23 protein-coding genes are annotated in these 23616 nt (G+C 69.4%); 11 read left to right on the top strand and 12 right to left on the bottom strand.

The annotated features are described in order from the left end of the window. Nucleotides 1–2: 2 nt before the first annotated feature. Nucleotides 3–2306 (bottom strand): ATP-binding protein, encoded by a 2304-nt coding sequence (locus tag ACFYTS_RS04290; protein WP_387301258.1) that lies wholly within the window; start codon nucleotides 2304–2306, stop codon nucleotides 3–5. A 156-nt stretch (nucleotides 2307–2462) separates the two neighbouring features. Between ACFYTS_RS04290 and ACFYTS_RS04295 the strand changes: the two genes are divergently transcribed. Beyond that, entirely contained in the window at nucleotides 2463–2837 is a 375-nt protein-coding gene (locus tag ACFYTS_RS04295; RefSeq protein WP_387302049.1) for a hypothetical protein, read from the top strand. On the opposite strand, the gene ACFYTS_RS04300 is transcribed toward ACFYTS_RS04295, so the two are convergent. Further along, complete coding sequence (locus ACFYTS_RS04300) at nucleotides 2828–3760, bottom strand: alpha/beta hydrolase fold domain-containing protein (RefSeq protein ID WP_357279647.1); 933 nt, start codon at nucleotides 3758–3760, stop codon at nucleotides 2828–2830. The genes ACFYTS_RS04295 and ACFYTS_RS04300 overlap by 10 nt on opposite strands. A gap of 75 nt (nucleotides 3761–3835) precedes the next feature. Next, nucleotides 3836–4684, bottom strand: a complete 849-nt coding sequence (locus ACFYTS_RS04305) for an alpha/beta fold hydrolase (RefSeq protein ID WP_387301260.1) — start codon at nucleotides 4682–4684, stop codon at nucleotides 3836–3838. A gap of 54 nt (nucleotides 4685–4738) precedes the next feature. On the opposite strand from ACFYTS_RS04305, the gene ACFYTS_RS04310 reads away from it, so the two are divergent. Genes ACFYTS_RS04310 through ACFYTS_RS04320 form a run of 3 tightly spaced genes read left to right on the top strand, consistent with a single transcriptional unit; the run spans nucleotide 4739 to nucleotide 7594 of the window. Then, nucleotides 4739–5335, top strand: coding sequence for a TetR/AcrR family transcriptional regulator (locus ACFYTS_RS04310; RefSeq protein ID WP_357279642.1), 597 nt, complete (start codon nucleotides 4739–4741; stop codon nucleotides 5333–5335). Between the two features lie 17 nt (nucleotides 5336–5352). Further along, nucleotides 5353–6495: an erythromycin esterase family protein gene (locus tag ACFYTS_RS04315; RefSeq protein WP_387301262.1), complete on the top strand. Its 1143-nt coding sequence runs from the start codon at nucleotides 5353–5355 to the stop codon at nucleotides 6493–6495. Nucleotides 6496–6535: 40 nt separating this feature from the next. Further along, complete coding sequence (locus ACFYTS_RS04320; RefSeq protein WP_387301264.1) at nucleotides 6536–7594, top strand: hypothetical protein; 1059 nt, start codon at nucleotides 6536–6538, stop codon at nucleotides 7592–7594. A gap of 9 nt (nucleotides 7595–7603) precedes the next feature. On the opposite strand, the gene ACFYTS_RS04325 is transcribed toward ACFYTS_RS04320, so the two are convergent. The 4 genes from ACFYTS_RS04325 to ACFYTS_RS04340 all read right to left on the bottom strand — a co-directional run bounded on the left by ACFYTS_RS04325 (nucleotide 7604) and on the right by ACFYTS_RS04340 (nucleotide 12451). Further along, nucleotides 7604–8824 carry a bifunctional 3,4-dihydroxy-2-butanone-4-phosphate synthase/GTP cyclohydrolase II gene (locus ACFYTS_RS04325; protein ID WP_357279635.1) on the bottom strand — a complete coding sequence of 407 codons (1221 nt, stop codon included), beginning with the start codon at nucleotides 8822–8824 and terminating at the stop codon, nucleotides 7604–7606. 227 nt (nucleotides 8825–9051) lie between these two features. Next, entirely contained in the window at nucleotides 9052–10860 is a 1809-nt protein-coding gene (locus ACFYTS_RS04330; protein WP_387301268.1) for an MFS transporter, read from the bottom strand. A gap of 102 nt (nucleotides 10861–10962) precedes the next feature. After that, complete coding sequence (locus ACFYTS_RS04335) at nucleotides 10963–11580, bottom strand: PadR family transcriptional regulator (RefSeq protein ID WP_357279630.1); 618 nt, start codon at nucleotides 11578–11580, stop codon at nucleotides 10963–10965. Nucleotides 11581–11617: 37 nt separating this feature from the next. Beyond that, on the bottom strand, nucleotides 11618–12451 hold the full coding sequence (locus ACFYTS_RS04340; RefSeq protein WP_357090075.1) for an IclR family transcriptional regulator: 834 nt from the start codon (nucleotides 12449–12451) through the stop codon (nucleotides 11618–11620). A gap of 247 nt (nucleotides 12452–12698) precedes the next feature. On the opposite strand from ACFYTS_RS04340, the gene ACFYTS_RS04345 reads away from it, so the two are divergent. The 6 genes from ACFYTS_RS04345 to ACFYTS_RS04370 all read left to right on the top strand — a co-directional run bounded on the left by ACFYTS_RS04345 (nucleotide 12699) and on the right by ACFYTS_RS04370 (nucleotide 17922). After that, nucleotides 12699–13193, top strand: coding sequence for a flavin reductase family protein (locus ACFYTS_RS04345; RefSeq protein WP_357279627.1), 495 nt, complete (start codon nucleotides 12699–12701; stop codon nucleotides 13191–13193). Between the two features lie 109 nt (nucleotides 13194–13302). Continuing rightward, nucleotides 13303–14469, top strand: a complete 1167-nt coding sequence (locus ACFYTS_RS04350; protein WP_357279624.1) for a Rieske 2Fe-2S domain-containing protein — start codon at nucleotides 13303–13305, stop codon at nucleotides 14467–14469. 11 nt (nucleotides 14470–14480) lie between these two features. Then, nucleotides 14481–14726 (top strand): hypothetical protein, encoded by a 246-nt coding sequence (locus ACFYTS_RS04355; protein ID WP_357279622.1) that lies wholly within the window; start codon nucleotides 14481–14483, stop codon nucleotides 14724–14726. Nucleotides 14727–14860: 134 nt separating this feature from the next. After that, entirely contained in the window at nucleotides 14861–15943 is a 1083-nt protein-coding gene (locus tag ACFYTS_RS04360; protein ID WP_387301271.1) for a 2Fe-2S iron-sulfur cluster-binding protein, read from the top strand. Nucleotides 15944–15970: 27 nt separating this feature from the next. Next, on the top strand, nucleotides 15971–16849 hold the full coding sequence (locus ACFYTS_RS04365; RefSeq protein ID WP_379101364.1) for a VOC family protein: 879 nt from the start codon (nucleotides 15971–15973) through the stop codon (nucleotides 16847–16849). 41 nt (nucleotides 16850–16890) lie between these two features. Next, complete coding sequence (locus ACFYTS_RS04370; RefSeq protein ID WP_357279615.1) at nucleotides 16891–17922, top strand: zinc-binding dehydrogenase; 1032 nt, start codon at nucleotides 16891–16893, stop codon at nucleotides 17920–17922. On the opposite strand, the gene ACFYTS_RS04375 is transcribed toward ACFYTS_RS04370, so the two are convergent. Continuing rightward, nucleotides 17913–18767 carry a class I SAM-dependent methyltransferase gene (locus tag ACFYTS_RS04375; RefSeq protein ID WP_387301274.1) on the bottom strand — a complete coding sequence of 285 codons (855 nt, stop codon included), beginning with the start codon at nucleotides 18765–18767 and terminating at the stop codon, nucleotides 17913–17915. The two genes, ACFYTS_RS04370 and ACFYTS_RS04375, sit on opposite strands and share 10 nt — an antisense overlap. Before the next feature lie 126 nt (nucleotides 18768–18893). Further along, nucleotides 18894–20612, bottom strand: coding sequence for a nitroreductase family deazaflavin-dependent oxidoreductase (locus tag ACFYTS_RS04380; RefSeq protein ID WP_387301276.1), 1719 nt, complete (start codon nucleotides 20610–20612; stop codon nucleotides 18894–18896). A 112-nt stretch (nucleotides 20613–20724) separates the two neighbouring features. Here ACFYTS_RS04380 and ACFYTS_RS04385 point away from each other — a divergent pair, with 112 nt between their 5' ends. Further along, nucleotides 20725–21300: a TetR/AcrR family transcriptional regulator gene (locus ACFYTS_RS04385; protein WP_387301278.1), complete on the top strand. Its 576-nt coding sequence runs from the start codon at nucleotides 20725–20727 to the stop codon at nucleotides 21298–21300. Nucleotides 21301–21324: 24 nt separating this feature from the next. On the opposite strand, the gene ACFYTS_RS04390 is transcribed toward ACFYTS_RS04385, so the two are convergent. From ACFYTS_RS04390 to ACFYTS_RS04400, 3 genes are all read right to left on the bottom strand, one after another. Next, on the bottom strand, nucleotides 21325–22071 hold the full coding sequence (locus tag ACFYTS_RS04390; protein WP_357279605.1) for a short-chain dehydrogenase/reductase: 747 nt from the start codon (nucleotides 22069–22071) through the stop codon (nucleotides 21325–21327). Between the two features lie 16 nt (nucleotides 22072–22087). After that, nucleotides 22088–22951, bottom strand: coding sequence for an SDR family NAD(P)-dependent oxidoreductase (locus tag ACFYTS_RS04395; protein WP_357279602.1), 864 nt, complete (start codon nucleotides 22949–22951; stop codon nucleotides 22088–22090). A gap of 131 nt (nucleotides 22952–23082) precedes the next feature. Beyond that, on the bottom strand, nucleotides 23083–23613 hold the full coding sequence (locus ACFYTS_RS04400) for a PadR family transcriptional regulator (protein WP_357279600.1): 531 nt from the start codon (nucleotides 23611–23613) through the stop codon (nucleotides 23083–23085). Between the last annotated feature and the right edge of the window lie 3 nt (nucleotides 23614–23616).

A 23616-nucleotide genomic window follows, 5' to 3' on the forward strand; every position in this document is an offset into this window, starting at 1 on the left:
ACCTACAGGTCGTGTTCGTGGGCCCAGGCCGCCAGCTGGGTGCGGGAGGTCAGGCCGAGCTTGGTGAGAATGTGTTCGACATGGGTCTCGGCGGTGCGCACCGAGATGACCAGATCGGCGGCGATCTTCTTGTTGCTGTGCCCGGCCGCCACCAGCCGGGCCACGTCCTTCTGACGGCGGGTCAGCACATTGGTCTCCGACAGCGTCGCCGTCACGGAGCGGGCGGGGCGCTTGAGCGCGGGCGGCGCGGCGACCGGTGCCGGCTCCGGCGCGGCGGTGTGGCCGAGCGCGTAGTCGATGGCCTCGCTCAGCGGCAGGCTCGCGCCCGCGCCGAACGCGGTGCGGAAGGCTTCCTCGCCCAGGGCCTCGCGGACCTTGAGCCGCTCCTTCTCGCCGACCGCGACCGTGATGGTGTGCGCCAGCCGGATGGTGCTGCGCTGCAAGGACTCCGCCGCGCCCAGCAGCCGCGCGGCCCGCTCGTGGTCGCCGCCCGCCGAGACCGTCCAGGCCAGGCCCTCGAAGGCCGACGACAGCCAGATGCAGCGTTCGAACAGGGCCAGCTGCTCGATGGCGCGGCCGTGGAATTCGGCGGCCGCCTCCAGTTCGCCGCGCCGCCAGTGGTCGATGCCGACCGTCCACAGCGCCAGCCCGCCCAGCAGATGCGAACCGGAGTCGGTGGTGAGTTCCAGGAAACGCTCGGCCAGTTCGGTGCGGCCGGGCGCCTCCAGGACCATCGCCGCCATGAAAGAGAAGGCGTGCGAGTCCATCTCGATCGCGTTCTGCCCGGTTTCGGCGGCCAGCTCGATGGCGCTGCGGCCCAGTTCCAGGGAACGTTCGCGGTCGCTGGCGAAGGCCAGCAACGACCGGTCCAGCGCCACCTCGGCGAGGATGTCGTCATCGTCGAGGGTGGCGGCCAGTTCCATGCACTCGGCCACCAGCCGCGCCGCCGACTCCTGATCGCCCAGCAGGGCGGCCAGCGAGGCGGCCGAGGACAGCGCCTTGGCGCGTTCGGCGGTGCGCTCGGGGTTACGGGTGAGCGAGTCGGTGAGCCAGCGATAGCCCTCGGACAGGAACCGGTTGTGCTCCCAGAACGGGCGCAGCACCGTCACCGTGGCCATGGTGCGCAAGGGGTCGTCCTCGAGACCCGACCGCAGTGCCGCACGCAAATTCGCGTGCTCGCGGCTCAGTTCGCGGAACCACGCCACGTCGGCGGAGGTCCAGTACGCGGTCTGCCCCTGCATGGCCAGCCGCCGGTAGTGCTCGCGGTGCCGGGCCCGAACCTCCTGCGCCGTACCGCGTTCGGCGAGCCGGTCGGCGGCGAACTGGCGGATCGGCTCCAGCATCGAGTACCGGGCCACGTCGCCGTCGAAGCGCAGCATCACCACCGACTTGTCGACCAGCCCGGTGAGCGCCTCGATGAGCGCGCCCGGCGCCAGCTCGCACACCGCCTCCGCGGCGTCGATGTCGAAGCCGCCCGCGAACACCGAAAGCTGTTCCCACAGTGCCTGTTCGGCGGTGGTGCACAGGTCGTAGCTCCAGCGGATCGCACCCTCGATGGTCTGCTGCCGTTGCGGCGCGGTGCGCGGCCCGGCGCTGAGCAGCCCGATGGTGTCGTCGAGGCGGTCGCGGATCTGCTCGGGGGTGAACATGCGCAGTCGCAGCGCGGCGAGTTCCAGCGCCAGTGGCATGCCCTCGAGGCGGCGGCAGATCTCGGCGAGCACCGCCCGATTGGCGGGGGTGGCCTCGAAACCCGGGTTGGCGGCGGTGGCCCGCTCGATGAACAGCTGCAGCGCGTCGCCGTCCTCGCCCAGGGTGTCGGGCACGGTCAGCGGCGGCACCGGCATCACCTGTTCGCCGGGGATGCCGAGCACCTCGCGGCTGGTGGCCAGCACCCGCACATCGGGGGTGGTGGCGATGATCCGGCCGACCAGCGCGGCGCACGCCTCGATCAGATGCTCACAGTTGTCCAGAATCAGCAGCAGCCGCTTGTCGGCCAGGAATTCGGTGAGCCGGGGCAGCGGCGCGGTGGACTCGTCGCGCAGGTTCAGCGCCTCGGCGACGCTCAGCGTGACCAGGGCAGGATCGTGCACGTCGGCCAGCTCCACCAGCCACACGCCGTCCGGGAACGCCCGCGCCACCAGGTGCCCGATCTGCCGTGACAGGCGGGTCTTGCCCATGCCGCCGGGGCCCAGCAGGGTCAGCACCCGGGTGGTCGGCAGCAGACGCTTCGCGGTAGCCAGTTCTTCGCGACGGCCGACGAATGAAGTGACCTCTTCAGGGAGGTTTCCATTGACACGCCGCGCCATGGGGTCCAACCTATGTGATTTGCCGCATTCAGTGCCAGCAGGCACGCATAAACCCAGCTCGCGGGCGCCCTCGGTGTGCGCGGCGATACACTCGGCCGGGTGCCGAGCAGAAGCCGCCGCGCCCGCCTCGCCGACGTCCACGACCTGGCCGGGGCCATGCCGCACGTCACCGTCGAGCACGGGCCCGCGGGCAACCCGGTCTATCAGGTGGGCCGCAAGTCCTTCGTCTACTTCCGCACCCCGCGCCCCGACGCCGCCGACCCGGACACGGGGGAGCGCTACGACGACGTCATCATCATCTGGGTGCCGTCCGAGGACGACAAACTGGCCCTGACCCAGGATCCCGGCTCACCGTTCTTCACCACGCCGCACTTCCGGGGACACCTGTCGGTTCTGGTGCGCGGCAGCCGAATTCCCGAACTGACCCTGGGCGAACTCGCCGAAGTCGTGCAGGACGCCTGGCTTTCGCGGGCCTCGGCCACTCGCGCCCGTCGGTGGCTGGCCGAGAACGGGCCCACCGCTCAGGGGTGAGCCGACGGCTCCGCGCTGTCCGGCCGGGTCAGCGCCGCGCGCAGGCTCGCGATCAGGACAGCCTGTGCCGCACGGCCTTCCGGGGTCGGCGTCAGCGGATAGACGTGCACCAGATCCGCGGCCTCGTGATAGTCGACCGCCACGCCCGCGGCCCGGGCCTTGCCGACCAGCAGCCGCACATCTGGTGCGAGGATGTCGCGGGTGCCGCAGAACACGGTCAGCGGCCCGAGCCCGGTGAAGTCCGCGAACAGCGGGCTGACCTGCGGGTCGGTGATGGGCAGCGGTCCGCTCCAGTGCTCGCCGAGTACCAGGCCGCCGGGGCGGCCCAGCCACGGGTCGCTCGGCTGCACCTCGGCGATCTCCGGATTGCTCATCGACAGGTCCAGGGCGGGGGAGATCAGCACCGTGCGCGGCAGCGTCACCTCGTGCTCGTCGCGCAGCAGCAGGGCGGTCGACAGCGAGATCTGCCCGCCCGCCGAATCACCGGCCAGGCACACCTCGCCGTATCGGGCCCGGTTGGCCAGCACCAGCTCCGCGAAGGCCGGGATCACCCGATCGGCGGTGCCGAACGGGATCAGCGGGTAGATGGGAAGCGTGACAGTGGTTTCCGCGCGGGCCGCGATCTCCGCGGCCAGCCGCCAGTGCTGCGGCGCGATCTCGTTCACCCAGCCCCCGCCGTGCGCGTAGACGACATTGCCGCGGGCGCGACCGGACCGCGGCGTCAGCGTGTAGACCGGCCGGACCGAATCGTGGAGCACCGAGACCTCGACATCCGAGCGCAGCCGGCGCGGCGGGCCGTAGGGCAGCGGCCGCAGGGTGCGCTCCCGGATGCGTTCCCGCGCGCCTTCCGCGGTGATGAACGGGCGATTGGCGCGCGTGGCCCGCAGATACCAGGGCACTATCCGGCTGAGCAGGCTGGGCATTCGAGCCTCCGGGGTTTCTGGGGTGCCCACACCGCGTCGTGTGGCCGCTCCCGCCGACGATACCGAAACCCCGGCCTATCCGTTCTCGACGACGGCGCCGGTCAGGAAGGCGGACATGGCCTCGGCCACGGCGTCGGGGCGATCCAGCATCGACAGGACGTAGGCGTCGTCGAGTTCGACCAGGCGGGCCTTGGGGATCAGCTCGGCCAGGCGGCGGCCGTGCTCGCGCGGCATCACCTTGCCCGCCGACGACCACAGGATCAGGGCGTCGCCGGGGAAGTCGCGCAGCGCTTCGGTATTCGCGATGTACTCGGCCTTCGACCGCGGGGAGCGCGCGTAGCCGAGCAGGTCCCGTCGAATCCGCTTGTCCCGCAGGCCCGGTTCGGTCCAGCCGCGGACCAGGTCGTCGTCGATCGGGCGACGCGCCATCCAGCCGAACATGACCGGGGTGGCGCGCAGCCACGACACCCGTAACTGCCTGAGCGCCAGCGTGACTCCGCCGGGCAGCGCGCACGCCACGATGGCGGTCTTGCCGGGCAGTCCGGGCGGGAAGTTGTCGAACGCCTCGCAGGGCAGCACGATCAATCGCCCGACCCGCTCGTCGAGGCCGTACGCGGTGAGGAACAGCCCGCCGCCCCAATCGCTGTGCACCAGGGTGACATCGCGCAGATCCAGCGCGGCGAGGAATTCCGCGAGCAGCCGATTCAGCCCCCGCATGCTCAGGTCGGCGTCCGCGCGCAGCGGTTCGGGGTGTGCGCCCAGCGGCAGATCCGGCAGCACGTACCGGAAGCCCGCGGGCAGCTTGCCGATCACCTCGTCCCACACCGTGTGATTCATCAGCAGACCGTGCAGCAGCACCACCGCCGGTCCCTCGCCCCGCTCGGTGTAGTGCATCGGTCCTGCGCTCAGTTCGACTGTCGGCATCGCCTTCTCCCCTCTAGAGCACACGCTCTAGTGCGTTTGCTCTAGTCTGGACGGGTGAGCGAGAAGCTGTCAACCACCACCCGGGATCGCCTGGTCACCGCCGTCGCCGAGCTCATGCGCGTCCAGGGCTACAGCGCGATCACCGTCAAACAGATCACCGCGGCCTCGGGCGCCCCGATGGGCTCGCTCTACCACCACTTCCCGGCCGGGAAGGCGGGCATCGCGGCGGAGGCGCTGCGCACCTCGGGCGCGGCCTACATCCAGTTGCTGCCGCTGCTCATGGACATGCACGAGGATCTGCGCGAGGCCGTGCCCGCCGCGTTCACCGCCGCCGCCGAGACCATCGAGCAGAGCGGATGGATGAACATGTGCCCGGTCGGAACCGTGGCCGGGGAGGTGGCCGACAGCGAACCCGGGATCCGCGAGGTGGCCGCGGACGTCATGCGGTCCTGGATCGACGAGGGGACAAGCTATTTCGTGCGGCGCGGCCTCGGGGAAGCCGATGCCCGGGAGCTGATGGTGGCCGTATTGTGCGCCCTGGAAGGCGCGTTCGTGCTCAGCCGCACCCTGCGATCCACCGAGCCGTTGCTGGCGGCGGGGCAGGCGATGGGAGCGCGCGTGAACCAGCTGCTTGACATCAACATTGGTTGAGGTTGGAGGGTGGGGTCATGTCGACCGAAACCACCCTCGCCGTCACGCCCTTCGATGACACGACCGCCGAGACCCTCGCGCGCTCGCTGTCGCACGCGGTCGTCGTCGGCATCGGCGAGTCCACCCGTTTCGCCCACCAGACCTTCGCCGTGCGCGACGCGATCTTCCGGAACCTGGTCGAGCGCCACGGCTTCCGCACCCTGGCCGTGCAGGACAGCGCCGACGTCGGCGCGACCCTGGACGCGTACGTCCGCACCGGCGCGGGTACCGCCGTCTCCGCCCTCGACCTGTCCTGGCGGCCTTGGCGCACAGCGGAAATGGCGGAGGCCCTGACCTGGATCCGGGAGTTCAACCAGGCCCGCCCCGACGATCAGGTCGGCATCATCGGCGTCAAGCCGGTGCAGGCCAAGCCCGAGGACTACGACACCGTCCTGGACGCGGTCCGGGCCCACGCGCCGGACCGCGCCGCCGAACTGGCCGCGCACCTGGACCCCATCCGCACCGCGCACACCGTCGACGAACACGTTCAGCGCGCCCGCGGCGTCCACCCCGGCCGCCGCTTCCTCGACCACGCCCGCGACGCGTCGGCGCTGGTGGCGTCGATCCCCGAAATCGGCGAGACCGTCCGCGCCCGAATGGCTTTGATCGAGGAGTTCCACCGGAACAGCGTCGCGGGCCGGGGCAGTTTCGCAGGCGACGGCGAGCGGTGGGCGGCCACGATCATCGATCACCTCGGGCGCACCGGATCGCGCACCGTGTACTGGGACGGCATCGCCCACGTCTCCGCCGGGGCCGCCGCGATGGGGCTCGCCGCGGGGCAGGAGGCGCCGGCGAGCGTCGGCAGCATGCTGCGCGCCCACTTCGGCCGCGACTACGCCGCGGTGGCGATCGGATTCCACCACGGCGATGTGGGGGTGGCCCAGATCCCCGCTCCGGCACCGGATTTCCTGGACGCGCGGCTGGGCGCTGCGGGTCCGGCACGGCTGTGGCGGGATCTGCGCGCCGAACCGCTCCCCGGTCCGGCCAAGTTGCGCGTGATCAGCGGCGTCTACGACCCGGTCCGGGATGCCGACGAGCACTTGGCGATTCGTGATCTGCCGGAGGCCTTCGACGTGCTGATCCACCTGTGCGAGGTGACCGCGGTGCGCTGGCTGCCGTGAGCCTGCCCGAACCCGCCCCGGCGTCGCATACGCTGCGCCGGTGAGCGAAGACCTTGGGGAAGACTTCCGGCACCCGACGGAAGAGCAACGGCGGCAACGCGATGCGGAGGCGAACGAGTGGTGGGCGCGCAATTACGGTCGCCGAGTGGAGCTGGGCGGCTTCGGTGAAGCGCTCTCGGCGCTGCTGGCCACCGAGCTCAACGACTGGTCGTGGGCCGAGATCGACGAGGTCTATACGAAATTGGCCTGGGAGTCGACCCGCGACGACGCAGCCGGGCTGGTCTTCGCGGCCGTGGACGGCGCGGAACTCGTCGCCGTCGAGACCCGGCGCGTGGCCACCGCGCCGGGGTTCGGGTACGGGGAGTTCACACAGCTCGTGCTGTCGTATCCCTGCGGGTCGGCCGTCGTCGACCACGTGTTCACCACCGCGCTGGCCGACTGCATCGGCGTCCTGGGCGAACCGGACCTGGTCGGCGGCCCGGGCGCACAGGCGATGTGGTGGCGCGGCGGGGAGATCGTGACTTTGGGCCGGTCGATCCGGCCGATCGAGGTGAGCCTGCGGATCGAACCGCGCGGCCCGCGCGAGACCGAGCGGGAGTTCGACTGGGAATACCGTGAGGAGCACTGGCCGGGGGAATGCTGGCTGGCGTGGCCGGACGAGTCGCGCGCATGGGACATCGGGGCGCTGGGCGACAAGGAGCCCGACGCGGCCACCCTCGAGGAGCTCGAGGACCACATCGACCGCCTGTTCCTGTCGCTGACCGTGGACCTGCCGGTCCTGCATCCCCTTGTCCCGCACGTGATCTGGGTGATCACCCCGGCCGATCGCCCACACTGGATCGCGCAGGGCTTCTTCGCCGCCAACGCCCAGTCCCGGCTCGAGGTTCGCGAGGACGACCACGCGCGCGGGCAGATGTACAACCACGGCGTCGGCGCGGCCCGGCAGATGGCGGCCGAGACCAAGGCCGCGATCCGCCGCTCGGGCGTGAAGTACCCGTCGGACTTGCGTTTTCAGGCCTGGGTGTCCCCGGCGAAACCGGCCTTGCAGGCATTCCGGCTCGGGCTGCGCTGGGACGAGCACCGCCCGGACGACGACTGAACCCGGTCGCTACCCGACCGCGGGAATGTCGGTCAGCAGGTGGCTCATCCGATCCCGCTTGGTGGTCAGGTAGTGCACATTGTGCTCGGTCGGCTGGGTCTGCAGCGGGATCCGGGCGTGCACCGCGATGCCGTGGGCCTGCAGGCCGGACTGCTTTGCCGGGTTGTTGCTCAGCAGCCGAACCGAATTCACCCCCAGATCGCGCAGGATGTGGGCGGCCGCCCGGTAGTCGCGGGCGTCGATGGGCAGGCCGAGCCGGACATTGGCGTCCACGGTGTCGGCCCCGCCGTCCTGTAATTCGTAGGCGCGCAGCTTGTTGAGCAGCCCGATGCCCCGGCCTTCCTGACCGCGCAGGTAGACTACGACCCCGCGGCCCGCGGCGGCCACCGCTTCCAGGGCGGCGTCGAGCTGTTCGCCGCAGTCGCAGCGCAGCGACCCGAAGGCGTCGCCGGTCAGGCATTCGGAATGCACTCGGGCCAGGGCGTTCTCGCCCGACGGGTCGCCCAGGACCAGGGCCAGGTGTTCGTCGCCGGTGTGGGCGTCGGCGTAGCCGAAGACCCGGAAATCGCCGAAGCGGGTGGGCAGCCGGGTCTCGACCTCGCGGGAGATGCCGTGCTCCAACCGTTTCCGGTACTCGATCAGGTCGGCGATGGAGACCAGCGGGATGTCCCATTCCTTGGCCAGGATCAGCAGATCGGGGAGCCGGGCCATGCCGCCGTCGTCATCGACCACCTCGGCGATGACACCGGCGGGGCGCAGCCCGGCCAGGCGCATCAGGTCCACGGCGGCCTCGGTGTGGCCCGGACGGCCCAGCACGCCACGGTCGTTGGCGCGCAACGGGAACACGTGGCCCGGGCGGGAGAGCTGTTCGGCGGTGGTGCGCGGGTCGGCCAGCAGGCGCATGGTGTGCGCGCGGTCCGCCGCGGAGATGCCCGTGCTCACACCGGTGACGGCGTCCACGGAGACGGTGTACGCGGTGCCCTTGGGGTCCTCGTTGACCGCGGTCATGGGCGGCAGCCCGAGCCGGTCGCAGTCCTCGCCGGTCATGGGCACGCAGAGGACGCCGCTGGTGTGCCGCACCAGGAACGCGATGTTCGCCGCGGTCGCGTGTTCGGCGGCCAGGATCAGATCGCCCTCGTTCTCGCGGTTCTCGTCGTCCACGACCAGCACCATGCCGCCGCGGGCCACCGCCGCCACCGCGCTCTCGATGGAGTCCAGTGCACCGGTCATCGTCGACCAACCTCTCCGGCCGCACGAACGATGGCTTGCAGAACTGTGGGCTTGCGGCCTATTACCAATAGAAATATGACTGGCGGAGAACATCGAGGTCAGGTCTCGCTGAGCGGTCACGGAAAGGGCCCGGAAGCGTATCGCTCCCGGGCCCTTCCCCTTCAATCAGTGCCTCACGGTCAGTGCCACAGACTGCCCTGCGGTCAGTGCCACAGAGTGTCCTGCGGTCAGTGCGCGGCACCACCCGTCGCCGGGGTCCGGCCGTGCTTCATGATGAGCGCTCCGACGAGCGCCACCACCGCGGAGGCAGCCACGAAGTAGAAGCCCAGCTCGTAACCCTTGTCGGCGTACAGCATCGGGATCTCCTTGGTGACCGGTGGCGCGCCCGTCACCGACACCACGGCCTTGACCGGGTTCGCGGTCAGCAGCGCGGTGGCCACCGCGAGACCGATCGCCGCGCCCATGGCCTGCATGACGCCGAGCATGCCCGCGCTGATGCCCTGCTGTTGCGCCGGAACACCTTCCACGATCAGGTTCGGCGTGGACGCGTAGTAGAAGGCGAACGCGACACCGTAGACCGCGCTGATCAGCGCCTGGGTCTGCCAGCCGTGCGACAGCGCCGCGTAGGCCAGACCGCTGCCCACGAAGATGGTCAGCGCCGTCACCAGCGGCCAGCGGGCGCCCGAGCGCCGGATCCACAGACCGCCGAGGAATCCGAAGATCATGGCGATCAAGGACTGTGCGAGCGTCACGTGGGTGGCGAACTTCATCAGCGTGAAGTTGTCGCCGTAGCTGTAGCCCGGTTCCAGATCCACCTTCACCATGTCCGGCGGCAGGTGCTGGTACACCGCCTCCGGTGGCACCTGGGCGTTCACCATCTCCGGGGTCACCTGGGCGTTGACCTTGTCGGTCAGCTGCTGCTTCAGCTCCGCCGGCAGCTCCATGCCCGGGGGCATGGCGGCCTTGGCCTGCGCCTCGGCGGCAGCCAGGCCCTGGGCGCGCGCCTGGGTCAGCGCCTGCGCCTGCGCCTGTGCCAGCGCACCCTGCTTCACCTGTTCCCAGGTGGCGTCCTTGACCTGCGAGACGACCTCCGACGACGGCGGCGACTGGGTCATGTAACCGGTTGCGTAGGACTGGTATCCGATCATGAACGAGGCCAGCAGACCGATGAACAGCACCACGCTGACGCGCGGGTTGAACAGCAGCTTCATGTCCATGATGGGGTTCTTGGCCCGCATCTCCACGATCGGGAACAGCGCCAGCAGCGCCAGGCCGCCGATCAGCCACACCAGCGTGGACGGCTTGCTCCAGCCCCAGTCCTGGCCCTTGTCCAGGTACAGCAGGGTGAGGGTGGCACCCGCGCCGAGCAGCACCGCGCCGATGATGTCCAGGCGCTGCGGGGTGCGCAGCTTGGACTCCGGGACGAAGGCGATCAGCAGCGGCGTCATCACCAGGGTGAAGATGAACAGGAACCAGAACAGTCCACGCCAGCTGGTGTGATCGGTGATGTAGCCGCCGATCAGCGGACCCGCGAGCGCCGAGACGCCCAGACCCGTGGAGGCGATGCCGAGGCCGATGGGCACCATGCGGCGCGGCATCAGGTCGCGGATCAGGCCGTAGGACACCACGGTCGTCGCGATGGCGGTGGCCTGCAGCGCGCGGCCCACGAGGAAGATCGCCCAGGTGCTGGTGAGCGCGCACATGGCCGTGCCGATGAGGAACAGCCCGCCGCAGATCAGGAACATCCGCTTCTTGCCGTAGATGTCGCTGAGCTTGCCGATGAGCGGGGACACCGCGGCACCGAAGATGCCGAACACGATGATGGCCCAGTTGATGTTCGCGCCCTGGTCGGGGAAGGTCGGCGCGATCTGGCGCAGGGCGGAGGCGACCATGACGTACTGCATCGGGGAGATCTCGGTGAACAGCACGATGATCGCGAGGACCGACCAGATCCTCAGGTTTGACGCGCCATCGAGACGACCCGAGTCGTCAGGCGCAGTTCCGGGCGGCACCGCGGTGTCGACGGAGGTGGACATAGTGCGTCCTCCAGGGTGGGTAGTAACACGATCATGTGAACCGTGTCACGGCCGAGGAGTGCTGCCCATCACAAAGTCCGGTCAGTGGGAATCACCGGAATTCTATTTCTTCGCGGTCTTCCTGCGGCTACGCTGTCTCGCCAGTTTGTCCAAATCTGACAGCAAGTCCTCTGCGAATTCCTTCTCCGCCTCGTAATGCTTGACGCACCACCGCAAGACCGCGCTGGGGTAGGCCCAATCCGGATTCACGTCCGCGCCCTCGGCGTCGGCCTGTGCCCGGCGGCGCATGGTCTCGGTGTATTCGATGTGCTGCTGCAGGATCTCGCGCATCCGGTCCGGCTCGGCCAGATGACCGAGCCAAGCCCGCAGCATCACACTGTGTTTGAGCACCGGGGCCTCGACGGGGGAGTGGTTGACCCACTCCGAGGCGGCCTCGCGCCCGGCCTCGGTGATGGCGTACATGCGCTTGCCGCGCATGCCGTCCTCGGAGACCACGGTCCGCGACACCGCGTACCCGTGTTTCTCCAATCGCTTGAGCTCGGCGTAGATCTGGGAGAACGAGGGGCTCCAGTAGAAGAACTGCAGACTCCAGTCGGCCCACTTCTTGAGGTCGTATCCGGAGAGTTCCTCGGCATGCGAGAGCATTCCGAGCACCGCCCACGCGGTCGTGGGCAGGTCCGGAATCGCCCGCGCCTCCGCGGACGGCACGCCATCGATCATCATCGAACTGTATCGCCCCGGCATGTGCCCGCTCCGATCAACGCCAGTGCGCGCGACGCGGGAACAGGGTGCGGCCGGCCTCGTGGGCGACCTCGAGCACGACGCGGGCCAGCCGGTCGTAGCTCATGCCCTCGGCGCGACCCGACAGCGACAGCGCGGCGGGCGCGGTGCCCCGTCCCCGCAGCGGCGCGGCGACGCAGGCGATGCCGGCGATGGCCTCCTCGCGGTCGATGGCCACACCCTGGCGCAGGCGGATCTGCTGGAGCTCGCGGGTCAGCGCCTCGGGCTCGCAGATGGTGCGCGGGGTCAGGCGCGGCAGGCGGGTGCGCAGCGCGGCCTCGGCGATGTTGGGCTCCAGACAGGCCAGCATGGCCTTGCCGAGAGCGGTTGCGTGCGCGGGCATCCGGCCGCCCAGGCGGGTGGGCAGGCTCGCGGCGAAGCGGCCACCGGCCTTGTCCAGGTAGACCACGTCGCGGCCGTCGAGCACGGCCAGGTGGCCGACCATGCCGGTGCGCTGGCTCAGCTCGTGCAGCAGCGGGGAGACGGCGTCGCGGATCTCGTTGTGGTCGGCGGTCAGGCCGCCCAGCTCGAGGGCGCGCATGCCCAGCCGGTAGCCGCCCGAGGTGTGGGCCAGCCAGCGCAGCTTGATCATCTGGTCGAGGATCCGGTGCACGGTGGACCGCGGCAGCCCGGTGCGCTCGACCAGACCGAGCAGCGTGAGGGTCGGGGTGGAGGCGTCGAAGGCGTCCAGGATCAGCGTCATGCGCTCGATCATCGAGACGGGGACCTCGGCACTCGCGCGAGATTCCTTGGCGCGCATGGGGTTGTGGGGGTGTCGAGTATCCGCGGGCGGCAGCATGGCGATGGTCATATGTACCTCCGTTGGTTCATATCCGGGCTGGGTGTATCGGATGGGGCTATTCCGATCAGGCATGTACCTAGCTCGGACCTTGTGCTACCCATCACAGTGCCGCACGCCACAACCTGCGGAATCGGGAGAACTACGTAAAACCTACGGATCCGTGTCCCGATCACCGAACCACCGTGTTGACGCCTCCTGCTCACGACCTGCTGTCATGACTGCTAGCTATATTTCGGATCGAAATAAGGAGGAGCCGGTGCTCGATCAGACCCCGGCCATCGACGCGACGGCCTTCAAGACCGTCCTCGGGCGTTTCTGCTCGGGGGTCACCGTGATCACCGCCCTCGACGAGGACGAGCCGCTCGGCTTCGCCTGCCAGTCGTTCGCATCGCTGTCCATCGACCCGCCGCTGGTGAGCTTCTTCCCGGCGCGCAGCTCGAGCACGTGGCCGCGCATCCGCGAGATCGGGCGGTTCTGTGTCAACATTCTGGCCGACGACCAGGCCGAGCTCTGCCGGCAGCTGGGCCGCCCCGGGCCGGACAAGTTCGCGGGCGTCGAGTGGGCCCCCTCGGAGAACGGTTCGCCATTGCTCGCGGGCGCCATGGCGTCGATCGACTGCGAGCTCTACGACGAGGCCGACGGCGGCGACCACACCATCGTCATCGGACGCGTGACCTGCTTGAATGAACATTCCGAAGCCAAGCCGCTGCTGTTCTACCGCGCCGCGTTCGGTCGTCTCGAGCATCCGTAATCGGGCCCGTCTCGACTATCAGTAGTCACCGCCCGGCCAGTGAGACTGCGCTGTCGTCACCGTCACACCGGCCGCAACCATCGAAGCAAGGCAAGGGAGAGGAATTCACATGACCACCACGGACAGTGAGGTGCGAGTCATCGATGCCGGGAAGCCCCCGACTCGATTCGCGCGCGGCTGGCACTGCCTGGGCCTGGCCGACTCCTTCCGCGACGGAAAGCCGCACACCGTCAAGGCTTTCGGCACCGAGATCGTGGTGTTCGCGACCGAGAACGGCGACCTGAACGTGCTCAACGCCTACTGCCCCCACATGGGCGGCAACCTGGCCGACGGCACCGTCAAGGGCGACTCCATCGCGTGCCCGTTCCACGACTGGCGCTGGAACGGTAAGGGCAAGTGCACCGGCATCCCCTACGCGCGCCGGGTGCCCCCGCTGGCCCGCACCAAGGCGTGGCCGACCATGGTCGAGAACAAGCAGCTGTTCGTCTGGCACGACCCGGAGAACAAGCAGCCGCCCGCCGAGCTGGCCATCCCGCGCATCGACGCCGCCTTCGACGACCAGTGGACCGACTGGACCTGGAACTCCATGATCGTCGACGCCAACTGCCGCGAGGTGGTGGACAACGTCGTCGACATGGCGCACTTCTTCTACGTGCACTACGGCTTCCCGACCTTCTTCAAGAACGTCTTCGAGGGCCACACCGCCAGCCAGTACATGACCTCCGTGTCGCGCGAGGACATGATGGGCGAGACCGCCAAGGCGCTGGGCGGCAAGAACGTGCTGCAGTCGGAGGCCTCCTACTACGGGCCGTCCTACATGATCGACTACCTCGAGAGCGAGAGCCCGAACGGTCTCGTGGTCGAGGGCTACCTGATCAACTGCCACTACCCGATCAACGAGAACCAGTTCGTGCTGCAGTACGGCGCCATCGCCAAGAAGCCCGAGGGCGTCCCGGCCGAGCAGGCCGCGGAGATCGCCGCCAAGTTCGTCGGCGGCCTGGGCAAGGGCTTCGAGCAGGACGCGGCCATCTGGAAGCGCAAGTCGCGGATCAACAACCCGCTGCTGTGCGAGGAGGACGGCCCGGTCTATCAGCTGCGTCGCTGGTACGAGCAGTTCTACGTGGACGCGGCCGAGGTCGCGGACGAGATGACCGACCGCTTCGAGTTCGAGGTGGACACCACCCGCGCGGTCACCGCGTGGGAGGCCGAGGTCGCCGACAACCTGGCCAAGCGCGACGCTGCCGTGGCGGGCCACGTATCCAACACCGGCGCCTGAGAGGCATTGCCATGGACGAGGTTTCGTGCCGGTCCTGCGGGACCTGCGTGCTGGTGGAGAAGTTCAGTGACCAGCACACCAGCGTGCAGTGGAACAAGGACGCGCAGGCCGCGTGCACGGAACTCGAGAAGACCGGGTTGCGTTCGCACACCTGCCGTGAGCTGCGGGCCAGCATCGACGAGGCCGTCGCCTCGGGTGCGCTGACGGTCAGCACGCGGGACACGGACGTACAAACCCGCGGGCGAACTCTGACCTGAGTGAGTGCCGGCCCGCCGCGGGCCGGCCTCCTCCGGGTGGGCCTTCCGACATCGTCGGCGGTCGGCCCCGGCTATCTGATACCCGCCTGGGCGGGTTCGAAACGAACAGCACAGGAATGGAACTGGTGGAACGGATGACGGTCACAGACTTCGAGGTAGACGAGGCCGTGGCGACCGCTCAGGTGAGCGGGATCACATCGGCGACGATCGTGCGCGTGGTGCGCGAGACCGCCGACGCGGTGTCGCTCGAGCTCGTTCCCGACGCCGCGCACGCCGAACGGTTCTCCTACCGTCCGGGCCAGTTCCTCACCCTGCGCATCCCCAGCGACCTGACCGGCTCGGTCAGCCGTTGCTACTCGCTGTCGAGTGCCCCGCACGAGGGCGGCCCGCTGAAGGTCACCGTCAAGCGGACCGTCGAGGGCTACGGCTCGAACTGGCTGTGCGACAACGCCGCCGAGGGCCTGGCCCTGGACGTGCTGCCGCCCGCCGGCATCTTCACCCCCGGCTCGCTCGACACCGACCTGCTGCTGTTCGCCGGCGGCAGCGGCATCACCCCGGTGCTGTCCATCCTGAAGTCCGTGCAGGCGCAGGGCAGTGGCCACTGCACGCTGATCTACGCCAACCAGCACGAGAACTCGGTGATCTTCGCCGAGGAACTCGCGGAACTGGCTGCCGCGCACCCGGATCGGCTGCTGGTGCTGCACTGGCTGCAGTCCGTGCAGGGCCTGCCCAGCGTGGCCACCCTGGCCGCGCTGGCCCGGCCGTGGGCGGGCCGGGAGGTCTTCGTCTGTGGTCCCGGCCCGTTCATGGACGCGGTCGCCGCCGCCATGAACGAGCTGGGCGCGGACCGCAAGCGCGTGCACGCCGAGAAGTTCGTGTCGCTGTCCGGCAATCCGTTCGAGGTCGACACCGCCGCGAGCGAGGTCGTGATCGACGACGGCGACGCCGCGACCGTGCAGGTCGAACTCGACGGCGAGAACCACGAAATGCCCTGGCCGCGTCAGCAGACGCTGCTCGACACCATGCTCGCCAAGGGACTGGACGCCCCGTACTCGTGCAAGGAAGGCGCGTGCAGCGCCTGCGTGTGCCGCGTCCTGACCGGCGAGGTCACCATGCGCCGCAACGAGATTCTGGAGGAGGAGGACATCGCCGACGGCTATGTGCTCGCCTGCCAGGCCGTTCCGGTCACCGACGACGTCACCGTCACCTATTCCTGATATCCCGAACCCCCGAGGAGTATCACCATGGCTGCCTTCGCCTCGCTCGGCTACGTGCGCGCCCACATCGCCGATGTGGACGCCTGGCGCGCGTTCGCCTTCGACACCATCGGTTTCGCGGAGGGCACCGGCCCCAATCCGGACTCCATCTACCTGCGCGTCGATGAGCACACCTACCGCCTGGAACTGGTGCCCGGCGACCGGGACGCGGTCATCGCCGTCGGCTGGCAGGTCGCCGACCGCCGCTCGCTGAACCTGGTGCGAGAGATCCTGGAGCAGGCCGAGATCGAGGTCACCGAGCTGTCGGTCGCCGAGGCCGTGAACCGCCATGTCGAGGAGGCCATCTCCTTCGTCGACCCGTCCGGCTTCACCATCGAGGTCTTCCACGGCCCGCTGCTGGACCACAGCCCGGTGGTCGGCAAGTTCGGCAACCGCTTCGTCACCGGCGATCTGGGCCTGGGCCACGTGGTGCTGCCGGTGCGCGATATCGAGGAAGCCCGCCAGTTCTACACCGAGGTCCTCGGTTTCGCCTCGCGCGGCTCGTTCCGCGTCGGCCCGCCCGAGCACCCGATCTGGATCCGCTTCATGGGTGTCAACCCGCGCCACCACAGCCTGGCGCTGATTCCCGGCTCGCGTCCGGACGGCCCCGGCATCGTGCACGTCATGGTCGAGGTCGACTCGCTCGACGATGTCGGCCGCGCGCTGGATCGCGTCAACAAGGCGGGCTACCACCTGTCCTCCACGCTGGGCCGCCACACCAACGACAAGATGATCTCCTTCTACGTGCGCACCCCCGGCAACTGGGATCTCGAATTCGGTTGCGAGGGCATGCTCGTCGGTGACGACTACGTGGCCGAGGAGATGACCGCCGACAGCTACTGGGGCCACGAATGGGCCCGCGGCTAGGACGTTGAATTCTCGACGGTGACCCGAGGCTGGGACGAAACATGCGCGCGGTAGTCATGCGGAACCGGAAGCTCGTCGTGGACGAGATTCCGGAACCGGTGCCCGGACCGGGTCAGGTGCTGGTCGAGACCATCGCCTGCGGGATCTGCGGGTCCGACAAGCAGGCCCTCGACTACACCGACGAGTTCCTCCAGGCCTCCCGCGACAGCGGAGTGCCGACCTTCCTGTTCGATCCGTGCCGGGACCTGGTGCTGGGCCACGAGCTGTCCGCCCGGGTCATCGGCGCCGGGCCGGACACGCCGTTCGTCGCGGGGCAGGCCGTGGTCGCGCTGCCCTGGGCGCTGGACCGCGCGGGCGGCATCCACGGCATCGGCTACTCCAACGAGTTCCCCGGCGGGTTCGGCGAGCGAATGGTGTTGCAGGCCATGGCGCTCGAACCGATTCCCGACCATGTGCCCCCGCACGTCGCCGCCCTCACCGAACCCCTCGCCGTCGGCTTCGGCAATGTCGCGCGCACCGGCATCGGGCCGGACGGCACCGGCATCGTGATCGGTTGCGGCCCCGTCGGTCTGGGTGCGGTGGCCGCACTGGCCGAACGCGGTGTCGCCCCGATCGTCGCCTCGGACCCCTCGGCGCTGCGCCGCGAGGCCGCGCTGCGGATGGGCGCGCACCGGGTGGTGGACCCGGCTGTCGAGGATCCGGTGGAGGTTTGGCAGGAGCTGGCCGCGCCCGGCCAGAAGCTGCACGTGTGGGTCTGCGCCTCGGTGCCCGGCCTGCTCAACGACCTCATGTACAAGGTGCCGCGCGAGACCGCCATCCTGCAGATCGGCGCGGTCATGACCGACGACGTCATCCGGCCCATCGTCGGCCTCTACAAGGACATCTCGTTGCAGATGTGCATGGTCTACCCGCAGCAGGAGTACGCGAAGACCTTGCGCCGCATCGCCGACGGCACCGTGGACGCCGCCTCGCTCATCACCGATCAGGTGGGACTGGACGGGGTCGCCGACGCGATCGATTCACTGCGCAATCCCGACGACCACATCCAGATCCTGGTCCGCCCTCAGTTGTGAGCGTGCACCAACCGGCAGAAGTCCACGGGCGCCAGGCCATCCGTGCGCTGCCACAACGCGGCGTCGACCGCCTCGCGCTGGGAGATGTGCTCGGCGACCGTGAACCCGTGCTCGTTCAGCAGCGCCGTCACCGACTCGGGCGAGAAGAAGCTGAGCATGGGCTCACCCTGCTGCGCGGTGGCCAGGCGGGCGAATTGGGAGAACACCCGGCCGGATTCGTCCTGTAATTCCTCCGGGAGTGCGTATTCCATGACCAGTTCGGTGCCGGGCGCGAGACCGGACAGAGTATCCAGGGTCGCCGCGATCGCAGATTCGGTCAGGTACATGGTGACCCCCAGCCAGCTCACCAGAGACGGGCGACCCGCGTCGAAGCCATGAGCTTTCAACTGCGCGGTCAAATCGTCGCGCTCGAAGTCGACGCCGACGAATTCCACGGCCGCCGTATCGAATCCGGCGTCGGCCAGCAGCTCCCGCTTCCACGCCTGCGTGGCCGGATGGTCCACCTCGTAGACGGAGACCCGCCCGGCGGGCGCGGTGCGCCAGGCGAAGGTGTCCAGGCCCGCGCCGAGGATCACGTACTGCTCGAAACCACCTGCGGTCAGCCGTGTCTCGGTGTAGTGAGCGCGGACGCTGACCTGGGATCGGCTGCCACTGAGGACCGGGTGATCCCCGGATTCGCGATGATAGGTCAGGAGTTCGGCGGCTCGCTCACCGAGCAGCGTCGCGGCCACGGTGTCGTGGAACAGATGCGGCGGGTGATCCACGACCAGATGCGCGGCGCGCGCGGCGGCCGCGATCATCGCGGTCCGGCTCGGGCCCTTGTCGCTCGGTAGGCCGTCGTCCATCGAATTCTCCCATCGTTCGAAACTCGGCACAGTGCCGTGAGAGCCGATGGTAGACAGGAGAATTCGATTTCGCTTTCACCATATCACAAGCAAAAAACTTTCCGGTGACGGTGAATCGTCATCGGATCATCGATCCGTGAAGGTGATCCGGACGGTCACCGGATCGCTCTCCAGGGCGGCGAACATGCCGCGTGCCAGCGGAGCCAGCAGTGGGTGCGGGGCGAAAGCGCGGGTGCGGGCGATCACGTCGTCATCCGGGAGCAGGGCGGCGGTGCCGGTGCGCCAGCGATCACCCTGGCGGACCCGGACATTCGGGTTCGCGGAGATGTTCAGCCCCCAGCCCGAGCGCATGCCGTGCTGGCAGATGGCCCAGGCGCCCTCGTCATCGAACAGCAACGACACCGGAACCCGGCGCGGCTGCCCGGACTTGCGGCCCACGGTCTCGATCTCGCTGGCGAAGGTGGTGCGGATGCCGATCTTGTCGAGGGCGCGCACGGTCGGGTTCATGACCGCGCGGCCGACGGCCCGCTCGATCCGGAACTTGCGAGCGGCCCGCTCGGCAGCGCTCCGGGGCGCGGCCGGGCGCTTGCTGCGGAAGGCGTCGAAACCATTGCGGCGCAGCATGATCACTGCCGTCCGCCACGGCGATCGGTCCGGATCGGGGGCGTTGCCGGCGCCGAGCAGGTGCAGCTGGTCGGTGTGCCACTGCAGGTCGACCGCGCCGTCCATGGCCTTGAGTCCGCGGTTGGCGGCCAGGCGTGGCGGCAGGCTCAAGGTGATGTGCGGGGACCGCAGCGTGTCGGTGCGCTCGGTGATCAGGTCGGCCGCGGCGGTGGGGATCACCGCGGTGGGGCGGCCCAGCCCGATCACGTCGCAGGCCCCTTCGGACAGTGCCTCGGACATGGCCGAGCGGGACCGGAAGCCGCCGGTCACCGCGATCGGTACCGAGCCCGCGGCCTGCCGGGCGGTGCCCGCGTAGTCCAGGAAGTACGCCTCGCGGGCGCGAGTGCCGGCCGACACGGTGCTGGGACGGTTCAGCATGGCGGGGGATTCGTAACTGCCGCCGCTGATCTCGATCAGATCCAGCTGCTCGGTGGACAGCTGTTCGATGACCGCGCGCGACTCCTCCTCGGTGAAGCCGCCGCGCTGGAAGTCCGCGGAGTTGAGCTTGATGCCCACGCCGAACCCGGGGCTCACCGCCGCGCGGATGCTGCGCGCCACCTCGAGCACGAAGCGCTGCCGCCGTTCGGCGTCCCCACCCCAGGCGTCGGTGCGCTGATTGGACAGCGGGGACAGGAACTGGGAGACGAGATAGCCGTGCGCGCCGTGGATCTGCACCCCGTCGAATCCGGCGGCCTCGGCGACCCGGGCGGCGGCGCCGAAGCGGGCGACGATGTCGAGGATCTCGTCCTCGGCCAGCGCGCGCGGGGCCGGGATGCCCGGAACGCCCACGGCGATGGCGGAGGGGGCGACCGCGCGGGTGCGGGTGACGATCGGATTGGCCTGCCGTCCGGGATGATTCAGCTGCACCCAGACCTTCGCGCCGCCCTCCTTGGCGATCGTGGCCCAGCGGGTGAGCGCGGCCAGGTGGCGTTCGTCCTCCATGGCCACATTGCCGGGTTCGCCGCAGTGCCGCCGGTCGACCATGACATTGCCGGTGACAATCAGGCCGTAGCCGCCGCGACTCCACTGCCCGTAGAGGCGTTCCAGGCGCGCGTCGGGGGCATTGTCGCCGTTCGCCAGTCCCTCGCTCAGGGCCGACTTCATTATGCGATTGCGTAGCACCTGCCCGCTGGCCAGGGGCAGTGGATCGGACAGGTTCGGCTGTGGGGCTGCCGGGGGCATGGGTGCTCCGATTCCTCGTCGAAGTGCTGATCGGCGGACTACACTCGGTAGACCAATCGGTATATCACTGACGGTAGTACACCGATCGGTATACAACAAGGAGGAATCGACCATGGGTGCCCGCGACCGCCTCATCGACAGCGCCATCGCCCTGATGCGCTGCAACGGCATCGCCGGAACCGGTATCGCCCAGTTGCTCGAACACAGCGGCATCTCCCGGCGGTCCATCTACCTGAACTTCCCCGGCGGCAAATCCGAACTGGTCGCGGAGGCCACCCGCACCGCCGGCAAGGCCACCAGCGCGCTCATGCGTACCGTCACCAGTGGCACCGACCTCGCCGGCGCCATCGCGGCCTTCCCGGCCATGTGGCGCGAAGTCCTGGTCGCCAGCGATTTCGCCGCCGGCTGCCCGATCACCGCCGCGGCGCTGGGCCGCACGGAATCCCCGGAGGCCGCCGACGTGGCGGGGGAGACCTTCGAGGAGTGGGAGACCATCCTCGCCACCCGCCTCCAGGCCGAGGGCGTCGAGCCCGACACCGCCCGCTCGCTGGCGACCACCATCATCGCCGCCGTCGAGGGCGCGGTCGTCATGTCGCTGGCGAGCCGGACGACCGCGCCCCTGGAACGCGCGGGCCGGCAGATGGCCGACCTCGTCGCCCTGTACACGGCGACGAAGACGACCGTCTGAGCCTCGGAACCGGCCGGGGTCCGATCAGATCAGGCTGAGACCGCCGTCGATGGTGACCACGGTCCCGGTCGTGTAACCCGACCGGTCGGAGGCGAGAAACGCTGCCATATCGGCGATCTCGCGCGGATGGGCCGGGCGGCCGAACGGGAAGTCCGCGGCCATCTCGGCGAAGCGGGCATTGTGCTCGATCAGCGCGGTGATGCGCGCGGTCGCCACCGGGCCCGGATTGATGCCGACCACCCGGATGCCGTCGCGCCAGCTGCGGCTGCCCAGGGCGCGGGTGAAGGCCATGAGCGCGGCATTGCCGGTGCTGCCCGCGATGTACTCGGCATCGGGGCGTTCGCCCGCCGCGCCGATGACATTCACGACCACGCCCCCGCCCTGTTCCTTCATGCGGGCGTAGACGAGGCGGCTCAGGTTGATGTAGCCGAACACCTTCAGCTCCCACCCGTGCCGCCAGGCCTGCTCGTCGACCGCGTTGAGGGAACCGCCGGGCATGTCCCCGGCATTGTTGACCAGAATGTCCGGCGCGCCGGCGACCGCCGCGAGCCGTTCGATATCGGCGGCCTCGCGCAGATCGGCCGGGTGGGTGAAGACCTCGACGCCGTGCACGGCGCGCAGCCGCTCGGCGAGGTCGTCGAGGCGTTCCTTGCCGCGGGCGGCCAGGTGCAGGTGGCAGCCTTCGGCGGCCAGCACGCGGGCGATCTCCGCGCCGATGCCGGCGGACGCGCCGGTGATGAGGGCGGTCCGCCCGGTGAGTCCCAGATCCATGTGCTCGATTCCTGATTCAGTGGGCGGGGGCGGGTTCGATGCCGGACAGGCCGAGGGCGCGCTGGAAGACGCTGTCCCGCAGCCGGGCCGGGATACGGGAGAGCCACACGGCCAGCCGCGCATCGGTTCCCGCGACATAGACGGCTTTCGGTCGCCGGGCCGCGACGGCGCGGACGATGGCGGCGGCCGCGACCTCCGGCGGGGCGTACCGCTGTCCGGCGGCCGCGGTGTCGAAGGCGACGAGTTGGCGTTCGTAGAGTTTCACCGTCCGCGGATCAGCCTGTGCCCGTGCGGATTCGGCGGCGGCGGTGGACTTGGCGAAGATCTCGGTGCGCATGGCCCCGGGCTGCACGATCGACACCGGAATCCGCCACGGGGCCAGCTCGACCCGCAGTGATTCCGAATACGACTCCAGCGCGGACTTGCTCGCGCCGATCGGGCCGAGGAACGGGAAGGCGGCCCGGGCGCTGGCCGCGCTGACGTTGACGATGCGGCCTCCGCCCGCGCGGAGCAGTGGCAGGAACGCCTGGATGACGCGTACGGGGCCGTGCACATTGACCTCGAATTGGCGTTGCCATTCCTCGATCGGCACCAGTTCGACGGGACCCTGCACGAGCACGCCCGCATTGTTGATGACGGCGTGCAGGCCGTGCCCGTCCTCGGTTTTGCCGATGTACTCGGCGGCCGCGGCGACGCTGCCGGGGTCGGTGACGTCGAGGGTGATCTGGGTGATGCCGGTGGCATCGAGCTCGGGCGCCGGTGTGCGGACACCGGCGTAGACGTGAAATCCCTTGGCGGCCAGGGTCTGTGCGCAGGCACGGCCGATGCCGCCGTTCGCGCCGGTCAGCAGGATGGCGCGCACGTTGGTGGGTGCTGTCATGGGAAAGCCTCGGATCGAGTCGCGGTTGATTCGCATATACCCGGGTACATGAACAAGGGTACATGTCCCAAGGGACATGTCAATGGATGCAAGTGCCCCTGTCGATGCGAATTCCGGTGTGGTGCCGTGTCTTACCGATCCTCGGCGATCTCGTCGCGCGCCCACTCCGCCCATTCGGCGAGCGCCTCGTAGAGCCGGATGCCCGCCTCGACCGTGATCCGCTTGGACTTGGCGTGCGGGTCGTCGCCGAAATCGCCGCGGTCCTTGGCCAATGCGAGCTCCCGGTACATGGCCGCGGTGTCGCCGAAGAACTTGGCCTCGCGCTCGAGATGCTCGTCCAGATCGGCGGGATCCATCAGCCAGGAGAAGAACGACCGCAGCAGGGGTTCCACCCGCAGGGTGTGGTCGACCTCCTCCTCGACCAGCCAGCGGCGCACCTCGGTCAGGCCCGACTCGGTGATCCGGTACGCCTTGCGACCGCGCGCGCCCTCGCTGTCGATCTCGATCATCCCGGCCTCGGCCAGCTTGCCCAGTTCGGCGTAGATCTTGGGATGCCGGGCGGGCCACACCGGGCCCAGCGCCTCCTGGAACCGCTGGGCCAGGTCGTACCCGCTGGCCGGGCCCTCCGCCAGTAACCCCAGCAACCCATGCCGCAGCGACATGCC

Source organism: Nocardia sp. NPDC004151, assembly GCF_042874235.1.
Classification (GTDB): domain Bacteria; phylum Actinomycetota; class Actinomycetes; order Mycobacteriales; family Mycobacteriaceae; genus Nocardia.

Bases quoted from the DNA above. Each gene is read 5' to 3' on its own strand.
- ACFYTS_RS04400 (WP_357279600.1), bottom strand. From the start codon at position 23,613: ATGTCGCTGCGGCATGGGTTGCTGGGGTTACTGGCGGAGGGCCCGGCC.
- ACFYTS_RS04330 (WP_387301268.1), bottom strand. From the start codon at position 10,860: ATGTCCACCTCCGTCGACACCGCGGTGCCGCCCGGAACTGCGCCTGAC.
- ACFYTS_RS04355 (WP_357279622.1), top strand. From the start codon at position 14,481: ATGGACGAGGTTTCGTGCCGGTCCTGCGGGACCTGCGTGCTGGTGGAG.
- ACFYTS_RS04375 (WP_387301274.1), bottom strand. From the start codon at position 18,767: ATGGACGACGGCCTACCGAGCGACAAGGGCCCGAGCCGGACCGCGATG.
- ACFYTS_RS04370 (WP_357279615.1), top strand. From the start codon at position 16,891: ATGCGCGCGGTAGTCATGCGGAACCGGAAGCTCGTCGTGGACGAGATT.
- ACFYTS_RS04335 (WP_357279630.1), bottom strand. From the start codon at position 11,580: ATGATCGATGGCGTGCCGTCCGCGGAGGCGCGGGCGATTCCGGACCTG.
- ACFYTS_RS04325 (WP_357279635.1), bottom strand. From the start codon at position 8,824: ATGACCGGTGCACTGGACTCCATCGAGAGCGCGGTGGCGGCGGTGGCC.
- ACFYTS_RS04390 (WP_357279605.1), bottom strand. From the start codon at position 22,071: ATGGATCTGGGACTCACCGGGCGGACCGCCCTCATCACCGGCGCGTCC.
- ACFYTS_RS04315 (WP_387301262.1), top strand. From the start codon at position 5,353: ATGTCGACCGAAACCACCCTCGCCGTCACGCCCTTCGATGACACGACC.
- ACFYTS_RS04340 (WP_357090075.1), bottom strand. From the start codon at position 12,451: ATGACCATCGCCATGCTGCCGCCCGCGGATACTCGACACCCCCACAAC.
- ACFYTS_RS04385 (WP_387301278.1), top strand. From the start codon at position 20,725: ATGGGTGCCCGCGACCGCCTCATCGACAGCGCCATCGCCCTGATGCGC.
- ACFYTS_RS04300 (WP_357279647.1), bottom strand. From the start codon at position 3,760: ATGCCCAGCCTGCTCAGCCGGATAGTGCCCTGGTATCTGCGGGCCACG.
- ACFYTS_RS04380 (WP_387301276.1), bottom strand. From the start codon at position 20,612: ATGCCCCCGGCAGCCCCACAGCCGAACCTGTCCGATCCACTGCCCCTG.
- ACFYTS_RS04305 (WP_387301260.1), bottom strand. From the start codon at position 4,684: ATGCCGACAGTCGAACTGAGCGCAGGACCGATGCACTACACCGAGCGG.
- ACFYTS_RS04290 (WP_387301258.1), bottom strand. From the start codon at position 2,306: ATGGCGCGGCGTGTCAATGGAAACCTCCCTGAAGAGGTCACTTCATTC.
- ACFYTS_RS04350 (WP_357279624.1), top strand. From the start codon at position 13,303: ATGACCACCACGGACAGTGAGGTGCGAGTCATCGATGCCGGGAAGCCC.
- ACFYTS_RS04360 (WP_387301271.1), top strand. From the start codon at position 14,861: ATGACGGTCACAGACTTCGAGGTAGACGAGGCCGTGGCGACCGCTCAG.
- ACFYTS_RS04395 (WP_357279602.1), bottom strand. From the start codon at position 22,951: ATGACAGCACCCACCAACGTGCGCGCCATCCTGCTGACCGGCGCGAAC.
- ACFYTS_RS04295 (WP_387302049.1), top strand. From the start codon at position 2,463: ATGCCGCACGTCACCGTCGAGCACGGGCCCGCGGGCAACCCGGTCTAT.
- ACFYTS_RS04365 (WP_379101364.1), top strand. From the start codon at position 15,971: ATGGCTGCCTTCGCCTCGCTCGGCTACGTGCGCGCCCACATCGCCGAT.